Here is an 11,563-nt window from a genome sequence, read left to right as displayed (position 1 = left end):
TTTATCGCCCTAAGTGAAAATCCACACAAGTTGTTCTTGTGTTTGTTGTTATTTAATGTACCAAAGATATCATCTATCATCTGGTGAGCTTGATATTGTAATACTTTTCGTTTTACGCTGTCAAGCTTTATTTTAATTCTTTCTAAGCTTCGTAACTTGTTTTACTTGTTTGTAAACTCTTCGTCGCTCAGTGGTGGCGTATTATACGTGAATCTGGATGGGTGTCAACACCTTTTTTTAAAATTTTCAAATAAAATAAAAATACCGCCTTGCGGCGGTATTTTTATCGATGGTTTAATCGGTGAACTGATTATTTATTGTCATCTTTTACTTCGGTAAATTCTGCATCAACGACCCCATCATCTTGCTGGGTTTGTTGAGGCTGTGCATCACCCGCTTCTGCCGTAGCGCCTGCGTCAGCATAGATTTTTTGACTAACCGGTAAGAAGGCATTGTCTAGGGCTTCAAGTTTTGACTTGATGTCTTCTAGATTATCTTCTTTGACAGCCAATTCTAGCGCTTTGATAGCGTCTTCTACTGCGGTTTTGTCGCTATCGGTTACTTTATCAGCCGCATCTTTCATAGCTTTTTGTACGCCATGAATACGACCGTCTGCTTCGTTACGTACTTGCGCAAGTTCAGCAAATTTAGCATCTTCAGCGGCATTGGCTTCAGCATCACGAATCATCTGCTCAATTTCAGTATCTGATAGACCTGAATCGGCTTTAATTTGGATACTTTGTGCTTTACCCGTACCTTTGTCTTTAGCCGAGATATTCATGATACCGTCAGCGTTGATGTCAAAGGTAACTTCAATTTGCGGTACGCCACGCGGTGCGGGTGGAATATCGGTCAAATCGAAACGTCCAAGCAATTTGTTTTGGGCGGCAATTTTACGCTCACCTTGGTAGACCTGAATAGTTACTGCTGGTTGGTTGTCATCCGCTGTAGAAAACACTTGTGATTTCTTGGTTGGAATCATGGTGTTTTTCTCGATGATTGGCGTCAACACACCGCCCATGGTTTCGATGCCTAGGGTTAACGGTGTTACGTCAAGCAGTAGTACGTCAGTTTTGTCACCCGATAATACCGCACCTTGAATCGCTGCACCCATCGCTACCGCTTCATCAGGGTTCACATCTTTACGTGGCTCTTTGCCGAAGAATTCTTGAACTCGTTGTTGTACCAGTGGCATACGGCTTTGACCACCCACCAAGATAACGTCATCAATATCAGACGCTTTTAAGCCCGCGTCGCTCAGTGCGATTTTACAAGGCTCAATGGTACGGTTGACAAGCGCTTCAGTTAAACTTTCTAACTTGGCACGGGTTACGTTTACCACTAAGTGTTTTGGACCTGTGGCATCGGCAGTGATATACGGTAAGTTAATATCGGTGCTTTGTGAGCTTGAAAGTTCGATCTTCGCTTTCTCTGCCGCTTCTTTTAGGCGCTGCATTGCCAGCGGGTCACCTTTTAGGTTCACACTGTTTTCTTTTTTGAATTCTTCAACCAAGTAGTCGATCAAGGTCAAGTCAAAGTCTTCACCGCCTAAGAAAGTGTCACCATTAGTTGACAGCACTTCAAATTGCTGCTCGCCATCAACGTCCGCGATTTCGATGATTGAAATATCGAAAGTACCACCACCTAAGTCATAAACCGCAATCTTACGGTCTGCACCGCCTTTTTTGTCCATACCATAAGCTAAAGCTGCCGCTGTAGGTTCATTGATGATACGTTTGACATCAAGACCTGCGATTTTACCTGCGTCTTTAGTGGCTTGACGTTGGCTGTCATTAAAGTAAGCAGGCACCGTTACTACCGCTTCAGTGACGTTTTCACCCAAATAATCTTCTGCAGTTTTTTTCATTTTTTTCAAAACTTCAGCAGAGATTTGAGGTGGTGCTAATTTTTTACCGTTAATGTCAACCCAAGCGTCGCCATTGTCAGCTTTGACAATTTTATATGGCACCATGCCGATGTCTTTTTGCACGACTTTGTCTTCAAACTTGCGACCAATTAAACGCTTGATAGCAAATAAGGTATTTTGTGGGTTGGTTACCGCTTGGCGTTTGGCTGATTGACCCACTAAGATTTCGCCGTCATCTTTATAAGCAACGATTGATGGGGTGGTACGTGCGCCTTCAGCATTGTCGATGACTTTAACTTTGTCACCTTCCATCACTGCAACACATGAATTGGTTGTACCTAAGTCAATACCAATAATTTTAGCCATAATTAAATTCTCCAATTTTTATTTTGATGGTAAGTGGTGATGAGCACCACGTTGTCTTGTATTTTTATATCGGTTTAACGATGGTTTTTTTCAAGCAGTTAGCAAAAGTTTTTTGCTACACTTGTTACCAATCGGTCAATCCGTTATTTACTTCTTGCTTACTAGCTACCTACGCGAACCATGGCTGGACGCAATAAACGCTCATGTAGCGTATAACCTTTTTGTAGTACTTGACCTACTTGGTTGGCGCTCGCCTCTGGGTCGATACCCACGGCTTCATGCAGGTCAGCATTGAATGTTTCGCCTTGGGGATTAACCACTTTTACGCCGTATCTTTCTAGCACCGTAAGCAGCGATTTGTGGGTAAGTTTGACGCCTTCAAGCACGGGATCATTGTCAGATTGGCTACTTTCAATTGCACGTTCAAGGTTATCCACGGTTTCTAATAGGTCTTTGGCAAACTTTTCTAAGGCAAATTTTTTGGTTTTTTCGGTTTCTTGCTCCATGCGGTTGCGCGCATTGTAGGCTTCAGCATTGGCACGGGCATGGGCTTCTTTGGCTTCTTTGACTTGACCTTCAAGCTCGGCAATACGCTGCTCGTAGGTGCTCAAATTGATGTCGCTAGGAATGGTTTTTTGCTCGTTACTTGGCTCAAACTGTTCCATGGCATCTTTTAACTCCGTTGAGACGGCGTCAGTTTGATTTTGCGGTTGCGTATTTTGGTTGTTATCAGCTGAATTCATCAATCATCACTCCTATTATCAAAGTAATCGTCACCAGGGTAACAGTTACACGTTACAACGGTTAAAGTTATTGGCTTTGATAATGGTGAATCCCTTTGATTTCAAGAGTGAGTCGCATTATTTGCGGGTCAAAATGGTGTTTTTACTATGAAATCCACACTAAATTTGCGTATTTATGACATGAGAAGATAAAAATTGCTAAAAACAAGGTGTTAAGCGCGTACTTGTTGTTGGGTTATCGCATCAAAAATCTGGCTAGGTCGAACAAATCCAATGGTATCGCCGAGTAAATAACCGATGGCATCACCGAAGTAATGATAAGCAGCCGCAAAATCAGTAGCAGGTGTTAAACCCGATAGGTTACAACTTGTGGATACCAAAAATCCAAACGGGTTATTGTTGTCTACGTGGGCAATGTGATTACATAGTTTGGCAATCATCGGATGGCTAATCACCCGTATGGCTAAGCTATCTCGCCCACCTGTGACCCAGTCGGGGATTTTGCCTTGCAATGATGCAGGAATCGGTAACAACCAAGTGGTGGCTTGTGCATCGCTAGACTGCCAACTTGCCGCAATGCTGTCGACTACCTGCTGTGGTAACGGCTGCAAGAATGGCTGAATATGGGCGATATCGCCTGTAATAACAATCATGCCTTTTTCGATTGGACGTTGTTTAATCGCTAAAATCTGTTTCACTGCGGTTTTGTTAAATGGGTCACAGCCGATTCCCCACACCGCTTCGGTTGGATAAGCGAGCAGATTGCCGGCTTGTAAAAATTGCTGAACTGCATCGAGCTGGGTGTCATTAAATTGCATTATATACCTCGATTATTTGGTAGTTTTCTTTGCTTATCGCTTATCAAAATTAAGGGCGGCAGCGCATGTATAGACCGCCGCGCTGCATCACCAGTCCCATGAGTTCAAGCTCAATCAGCCAGCCCATGAGTGTCGCAATATCGGTGCCGGTCTTATCGACCAAGCTGTCTAAATCTTGCCCGACCCAATCGAGTTGATTAAGTAGTGTCTGCAGATGTGGCGCCACCTCCATCGACAATGGCGCTTGGTGCAGCTGGGTGTTTGGTGCTGATTCGGACGGTAATTGAGCGCTATTGCTCACTGCCTGTGCAACTATCGGCGCTAGTTCAACCTCAGCGGCTTTGACAAGCGGTGATTTAAAAATTGATAAATCTTCCAAAATTTGTGAGGGATGATCGATCAAGGTCGCACCCTCACGAATCAATTGGTGGCAACCTTTGGCGTTGAGGTTATCAATATGACTAGGAATAGCAAAGACTTGTTTGCCTTGTTCATTGGCTTCTCTGGCAGTGATGAGCGAGCCGCTTTTGGCAGCGGCTTCTACAACCAAAGTTGCCAAACTTAGCCCAGCGACGAGCCGATTGCGCCTTGGAAAATGGTAACGATTGCTCGGCATATCAGGCAATAATTCACTAATGACGCAGCCACCTGACGCAATAATATGGGCTTTAAGGCTGGCGTGATTTTTTGGGTAACAATGTTTAATACCATTGCCCAGTACCGCAATAGTACCACCTTGTGTACCCGTCATCTGTAGACTTAACGCACCTAAATGCGCTTGTTTGTCAATGCCTTCTGCCATGCCACTGGTGACCCATAAGCCTTCGTGCGCCAAATATTGCGCCATATCAAAGGCGATTTTTTCAGCATGCGGGCTAGGTTTACGACTTCCAACGATCGCCAATTGTGGTTGGCTTAAGGCAGATAAGTTGCCTTGATACAATAGCAAAGGGGGTGGGTCATAGATGTTTTTTAACTGCGACGGATATAAAGGATCATTATCAAACACCACTCCATACTGCCCTTGTGATAGTTCTAATAGCGTATCATGCAAAAACTGGCTGGTTCGACTGGCGCTGATAAACTCAGCAAAACGTTTGTGGTGATTATCATGCAAGCCCAGCGCTTGCCAGTCTGCCAGCTTGGCTTGAATGGCTTGTTCAGCGCTACCAAAACGCGCTACAAGCTTGTTATAAACCGGCACCGATAAGTTCACTAAATGCCATAACAATAAGGCAGCCTGCTGCGCCGGGTTTAAGTTAGGCTGATAATCCTGCATCACGTATATTCCTTAGGCATGTATAGGGCTTATGAATGTTTGCTATTATAAATTTTTCTCACCATAAAAACTTTAAAGACAGCAAAGCCAGTCAAGGTGACTGGCTTTTGAACAATCGCTTACCCATCAAGCATAAGCAAGGGCAGGCAAGCAAAAGTAAGCGAAAGCGTTAGTTGCCGACCGCAGGCAATAAAAAATCTTGCTCATGAATCGGTGATTCTGCATCGAGTACATAAGCGTAGCTAATATCGTTAAATGCTTTAAATACCATGACATGACCGATTTGCTCACTTGGCAATCGTACTGCCCCACCTTTCACGGATGAATAGTCGTCCAACACTAAAGCGCCTTTTTGATAAACCGTCAACACATCGCCTGGCTCAGCGCCTTGGCTGGTACCCAAATTAATGGCAATCACCCCATCTCGACCCGCACTACTAATGGAATTTAAAATACGAATCACGCGACCGCCACGAGTAACGCTGGCAGGTTTTGGATAAAAAGCGGGTGGCAAGTACTGACCGACTTCGACAAATACACGGTCACCTTCGCGCACTTCTTGACCATACGATTTTTTAAGCTCGATACTAGAAACACCGTTTGATGCTACGCTAGTGACGATACCTGCGGCAACTTGGGTGACTTCAAGACCGATGACTTTACGGGTCACTGGGTCAACATACGGTTCGCCCTCACGGTACACGCCATAGCGTTGTCCCACAATGAGTGGCACGCCTTTGGCATAAATTTTGTTACCGACACCTGTGATAATGTTTTTATCTTTTGAAGCAAGCACATAGGGGGTAGTTTTAAAGTCATCAGGCGATACGATGATATTGCGCTCAAGCCATGTTTCAATGGCAGTCAAAGGAATCGCAGCGATGCTACCTGCGGCACTCACCACCGTGGTCGTAGTGGTTGGCGCGCTCATGGCTTTTTCAATGCCTGCACAGCCTTCCCCCGTGTCTACACCGACCAATTTTTGCCCTTTAATCACACATAAGATAATCACATCTTTTGGATAAATCAGATGCGGATTACGAATCTGTTTATTAGTCGCCCAAATTTCTTTCCAGCGCCACGGACTTTCTAAGAATTTACCGGAGATATCCCAAAGCGTATCACCTTTTTTCACCACATAACGGTTGGGCGCATCGGCTTTGATACGAGGTGGCGGATTATTAGCAGCGGCTAGCGAACTCACTGTCATACCAAGGGTTGCCAACAAAGCGAAGGATAATTTTTTCATTGTCGTGGTGTTATAGTTTGTCATAGCCCAATACTCAAGGTTAACGGCTTAACGCTTTAAAATGGCATACGCTTTACCATCACTTATAAAAAATCATAGCCGAATGTTGTGTTATGTGTCGCAAAATCACCAATAATTTGCACTATGTAAATTTTGGTTAGCATAGCATAAAATAATTGGGGCTTCATAAATTTTCTCTTTAATTCTCTTTAAATAGTTTTTTTAAATAATTGGTTTTTGGTAGATTTTAATCACTCAATAATTATCATTGATTATTTGCTATTGTGAAGCGATTGGATTGCACCTATATATAGGTTATAGTAGCCAAACTTTAGCGTTTGCGTTACCCTATGCCAATTTTTTTAGAGAATTTTTGCCAGATTAACCAAATTAAAAGTTGACCCATTATGGCCTTACGTACTATTTTAAACTACCCAGACCCGAGGCTTCGTACCCTTGCCAAGCCTGTTACCCACTTTGATGATGACCTAAAAACCTTGATTGATGATATGTTCGAAACCATGTATGCCGCCAAAGGTATAGGTCTGGCGGCAACGCAAGTGGATGAGCACATTCAATTGGTAGTGATGGACTTATCTGAAGATGGCAGCCAGCCTCGGGTGTTTATCAATCCCATTGTGACCCCGTTAGCCGATGAATTATATAGCTACGAAGAAGGGTGTTTGTCTGTGCCCGAGTATTATGACAAAGTCGATAGACCCAAACATGTCAGAATTGAGGCTGTCGACGCGCAGGGCAACCCGTTTGTTGAAGAAGCACAAGGCCTACTTGCCGTATGTATCCAACATGAAATTGACCACTTAAATGGTAAAATTTTTGTGGATTATTTATCCAAGCTCAAACAAGACCGTGCACGTGATAAGGTGCGTAAAGTTGTCAAACAACGTGAAAAAGATGCTGAACATAAAAGATTGTGATTTTTAACTGTAAGGGAAAACCATGACCACTCGCCCATCGCGTATCGCCACCGTAACACGAAATACTGCCGAAACCCAAATCACCGTGTCTATCAACCTTGACGGTACCGGTCAAGGCAGCATTGACACGGGTGTGCCATTTCTTGACCATATGCTTGACCAAATCAAACGTCATGGCTTAATTGACATGGATATTACCTGTAACGGCGACACCCACATTGACGACCATCATAGCGTCGAAGATGTCGGTATCACGCTAGGTCAAGCCTTCAAACAAGCGATTGGTGATAAAAAAGGCATCGTGCGTTATGGACATTTTTATGCGCCGCTCGATGAAAGCCTCTCCCGTGCGGTAGTGGATATTTCAGGTCGCCCTGGACTGCACATGGATATCCCATTTACCCGTGCGATGATTGGTGGGTTTGATGTGGATTTATTCAGTGAGTTTTTCTATGGTTTTGTCAATCATGCCATGATAACTATTCATTTGGATAACTTGAAAGGCAAAAACAGCCATCACCAAATTGAAAGTACGTTTAAAGCCTTTGCTCGTGCGCTGCGTATGGCGGTGGAATATGATGAACGCGCACTCGATAGATTGCCGAGTACAAAAGAAAGTCTTTAATAGCAAACTGTAAAAATAAAAGCCCTGTTTGAGACAAGGGCTTTTTTTATGCTAGTTTTTTTGTACTAATTTTTGCGTGCTAGTCTTTAAAATTATTAAATTGTAGTGGCACACCAAACTGTTTTTCTTTCAAAAACGCCATCGCTTGCTGTAGCGTGTCTTTTTTCTTATCATTGACTCGTACTTTATCGCCTTGAATCGCCGCCGATACTTTCAAATCCGACTCTTTTAATGCCTTGCTGATTTTTTTGGCGGTATCGCCATCAAGTCCATCTTTGAGATTGACCACCTTTTTCATTTGTTTGCCCGAGCCTTGATTATCCTGTGGGTCGAGCGACTGCAAATCCACCCCACGTTTTATCATGTTTTTCTCAAGCATGGCATACACGTTTTCCATCTGCAACTCATTGTCTGCGGTGATGGTGATTTTTTTGTCTTTCTCATTGAGTTCGACTTTAATATCACTGCCTTTAAAGTCAAAACGGGTGGCGATTTCTTTCTCGGTATTTTGTACGGCATGTTTAACTTCAAATAACTGTAATTCTGAAACCACGTCAAATGATGGCATGAGGTTTTCCTTATCAAATTTGTTGAATAAAATCTAAAAAATCTGCCCTATCATAACTGATTTTGTCAATTTTTAACAATTGACCCAATATTTACTCAAAAGATAATTGTATAAAATAAATCATATATTTCATTATGTTTCAAAATATTAATTAAAATGATTAAATTTTTGATAACGCTGATTACAGTTTTTTACCTTATTTGTTTGTATAATGAGTAAGCAAATAGGTCATTTACTAAAAAATGTAATATAACAATTTACGATAATAAGGAGTAGGACATGGCGTTTAGCGATATGATTGGCAAACAAGTGCCAAGCGTGACTTTTCATACCCAACAGCAAGGCAAATGGGTAGATGTTAGCACAGATGAATTATTCAAAGGCAAAAAAGTAGTATTGTTCGCATTACCAGGGGCGTTTACACCAACGTGTTCATCACTGCATTTACCCCGCTACAATGAATTGGCAACTGAATTTGCCAAACTAGGCGTTGATGACATCGTGTGTGTCTCGGTCAATGATACCTTTGTTATGAATGCTTGGGCAAAAGACCAAGACTGTAGCAATGTGACCGTGATTCCAGATGGTAACGGTGAGTTTACTGAAGCAATGGGGCGCCTAATTGATGACTCAGCAATTGGGTTCGGCAAACGTTCATGGCGTTATTCGATGCTGGTGGATGATGGCAAAATCGTCAAAATCTTTGACGAACCCCAAGACAGCGGCAGTGATGACCCATACGAAGTATCAGATGCCGATACCATGATTAAATATATTGACCCAAACTGGCAAGACAAACCCTCTGTCTCAATTTTTACCAAGCCTGGTTGCCCACATTGTGCCAAAGCCAAAGAAACGTTAACACAAAAAGGCTTTAAGTTTGAAGAAATTGTACTTGGTAAAGACGCTACTATTACCTCAGTGCGAGCCATTACTGGTCGTGAAACTACCCCACAGGTGTTTATCGGTGGCAAACACATCGGTGGTAATGATGACTTACAAAAATATTTTGCTGATGCAAAATAATGTTTGCTTAAATAAAAAAAAGACAGTCTAGGCTGTCTTTTTTATTGGCTAGTTAAAATTATTTTCCATCTCTTCAAGCGTCATCATCAAATTCATCACCTGCTCTTCCACTGCTTCAATCTCACTTTTTAATGCCGTCTGCTCATCGAGCAACGTTAACAAATCGGCTTTTCGGCTATCATCATACAGACCTGCATCACCCAGTTTTTCTTCGATCTCACCCAACTGCGCCATGAATTTTTCTAGTTGCTTTTCCTCGTTTTCGATTTTTTTACGGATGGGCGCGGTGAGTTTACGCTGTTCAGCGGATTTTTTGCGTTGTTCTTCTTTGGATAACGCATTGGGCACGTTAGACGTTTCACGTGAAACATCTGTTTTATGGTCGGCTAATTTTTTGTCTTCGAGCTTTTTATTGTCGTTCGCTTGTTTGGCTTGCTGTTTACGGGTCTGTGATAACCACTGACTATAATGAGCGATGTCATTGTCAAAGATATTACATTGCCCGTCATGCACCAAATATAGCTCATCGCAAACATTCGCTATCATTTCTCGGTCATGTGACACCAGAATGACTGCCCCTTCAAATTCTTGTAAGGCCATGCTCAATGCTTGCCGCATCTCCAAATCTAGGTGGTTGGTCGGCTCGTCTAATACCAAAACATTGGGACGCTGCCATACGATGAGCGCAAGGGTGAGTCTTGCCCGCTCGCCGCCAGAGAACAACTTGCTTTTGGTATCAATGCGCTCACCGCGAAAGTCAAAACTCCCTAAAAACGCGCGTAAATCGGCGTCTGAGGTTTTGCCTGCAAGACGCTGTAGCATCAACATGGGGGATGCTTCGCCATCGAGGCTATCCATTTGGTGTTGGTTAAAATACCCTAGTACCAAACTATCCGCGGCTTTACGCGTCCCAGACAAGGTAGGCAACTCACCCACCAAGCCTTTAATGACCGTTGATTTGCCTGCGCCATTCATCCCTAGCAGACCGATGCGGCTGTCAGGGGTAATTTGTAGGCGAATGTTCTCGATGAGTGCTACACCGTCGTAGCCGACACTGGCATTGTCTAGCACCAATAATGGCGACGTTAATTGCGCCGGTGTTTTGAACCGAAATTGAAACGGATTGTCGGCCATGATGGGCGCCAATTCAGTCATCCGTTCCAGCTGTTTGACACGGGCTTGCGCTTGTTTGGCTTTGGAGGCCTTGGCTTTAAAACGGCGGATAAAATCTTCAAGGTGGGCGCGGGTTTCTTGCTGTTTTTCAAACTGTTGCTGCTGCTGGGCTAGGCGCTCACTACGGGTACGCACAAAGGTGCTGTAATTGCCTGTATAAAGGGTCATTTGTTGGTTTTCAATGTGCAAGATATTGCTCACCACATTATCCAAAAACGCTTGGTCATGCGAAATCATGAGTAGCGTGCCGTCATAGGCTTTGAGCCATTCTTCAAGCCACAAGATGGCATCCAAATCCAAGTGATTGGTTGGCTCATCAAGTAACAATAAATCCGCACGGCTCATTAAGGTTTTGGCAAGGTTTAGGCGCATACGCCAGCCCCCTGAAAAACTACTCACAGGTTGGCTTTCTTGGGCAACATTAAACCCAAGTCCTGTCATGATTTGGGACGCTTTTGCAGGGGTACTATAACCATGGATATCATCGAAGCGCGCGTGCACATGGGCAAGCTCATCTTCTGACAAAGTATCTGGATGGTTAATCTTATCTTGCAGCTCAAAGTATTCTTTATCGCCACTGAGCACAAAATCTATTGCCGACTGGTCAGTGCTTTCAATCTCTTGCGCCATATGACCGATTTGCCAACTGCTTGGAACCGATAGACTGCCTGTATCGAGTGCCAATTCGCCTTCGCCTTTTTGGTTCAATAGCGTCGCAAAAAAACTGGATTTACCTGTGCCATTGTTGCCTGTTAACCCGATTTTCCAACCTGGATGGATTTGCAAATTAACATCTTTAAATAATACCCGCCCATCACGGCGAATACTGGCATCTTTTAGTTCTATCATAATCGGCTCAAAACTCAAAAAATTTGACTAAAATTAAATGGGAAAATTCTTGATAGTATAAA

Annotated in this window: 10 protein-coding genes; 3 read left to right on the top strand and 7 right to left on the bottom strand. The window is 43.4% G+C overall.

What is annotated here, in order from left to right; all coding sequences use genetic code 11:
* Positions 1–310 precede the first annotated feature (310 nt).
* From dnaK to RTN07_RS07395, 5 genes are all read right to left on the bottom strand, one after another.
* Positions 311–2,233 carry a molecular chaperone DnaK gene (gene dnaK, locus RTN07_RS07415; protein WP_312177030.1) on the bottom strand — a complete coding sequence of 641 codons (1,923 nt, stop codon included), beginning with the start codon at positions 2,231–2,233 and terminating at the stop codon, positions 311–313.
* Between the two features lie 161 nt (positions 2,234–2,394).
* Entirely contained in the window at positions 2,395–2,976 is a 582-nt protein-coding gene (gene grpE, locus RTN07_RS07410) for a nucleotide exchange factor GrpE (RefSeq protein ID WP_312177027.1), read from the bottom strand.
* Positions 2,977–3,188: 212 nt separating this feature from the next.
* Positions 3,189–3,794, bottom strand: a complete 606-nt coding sequence (locus RTN07_RS07405) for an L-threonylcarbamoyladenylate synthase (protein ID WP_312177024.1) — start codon at positions 3,792–3,794, stop codon at positions 3,189–3,191.
* Positions 3,795–3,843: 49 nt separating this feature from the next.
* The gene (gene dprA, locus RTN07_RS07400) at positions 3,844–5,073 is read right to left on the bottom strand and encodes a DNA-processing protein DprA (RefSeq protein WP_312177021.1); all 1,230 of its coding nucleotides are present in this window, start codon (positions 5,071–5,073) and stop codon (positions 3,844–3,846) included.
* 169 nt (positions 5,074–5,242) lie between these two features.
* Entirely contained in the window at positions 5,243–6,346 is a 1,104-nt protein-coding gene (locus tag RTN07_RS07395; protein WP_312177019.1) for a LysM peptidoglycan-binding domain-containing protein, read from the bottom strand.
* 383 nt (positions 6,347–6,729) lie between these two features.
* Here RTN07_RS07395 and def point away from each other — a divergent pair, with 383 nt between their 5' ends.
* Positions 6,730–7,260: a peptide deformylase gene (gene def, locus RTN07_RS07390; protein WP_050326050.1), complete on the top strand. Its 531-nt coding sequence runs from the start codon at positions 6,730–6,732 to the stop codon at positions 7,258–7,260.
* A 22-nt stretch (positions 7,261–7,282) separates the two neighbouring features.
* Positions 7,283–7,885, top strand: a complete 603-nt coding sequence (hisB, locus tag RTN07_RS07385; protein ID WP_007117432.1) for an imidazoleglycerol-phosphate dehydratase HisB — start codon at positions 7,283–7,285, stop codon at positions 7,883–7,885.
* Between the two features lie 79 nt (positions 7,886–7,964).
* Here the strand turns inward: hisB and RTN07_RS07380 are convergent, their stop codons facing one another.
* Positions 7,965–8,453, bottom strand: coding sequence for a YajQ family cyclic di-GMP-binding protein (locus RTN07_RS07380; RefSeq protein ID WP_036591734.1), 489 nt, complete (start codon positions 8,451–8,453; stop codon positions 7,965–7,967).
* Positions 8,454–8,732: 279 nt separating this feature from the next.
* Here RTN07_RS07380 and RTN07_RS07375 point away from each other — a divergent pair, with 279 nt between their 5' ends.
* A complete protein-coding gene (locus tag RTN07_RS07375; protein ID WP_284034829.1) occupies positions 8,733–9,479 on the top strand; it encodes a glutathione peroxidase in 747 nt (248 codons plus the stop codon).
* A 48-nt stretch (positions 9,480–9,527) separates the two neighbouring features.
* Here the strand turns inward: RTN07_RS07375 and RTN07_RS07370 are convergent, their stop codons facing one another.
* On the bottom strand, positions 9,528–11,501 hold the full coding sequence (locus tag RTN07_RS07370; protein ID WP_312177014.1) for an ATP-binding cassette domain-containing protein: 1,974 nt from the start codon (positions 11,499–11,501) through the stop codon (positions 9,528–9,530).
* Positions 11,502–11,563 lie beyond the last annotated feature (62 nt).

The organism is Moraxella sp. CTOTU46934 (assembly GCF_031979465.1).
Taxonomy (GTDB): Bacteria; Pseudomonadota; Gammaproteobacteria; order Pseudomonadales; family Moraxellaceae; genus Faucicola; species Faucicola tetraodonis.
This window is presented reverse-complemented; position numbering and strand designations above follow the sequence as displayed.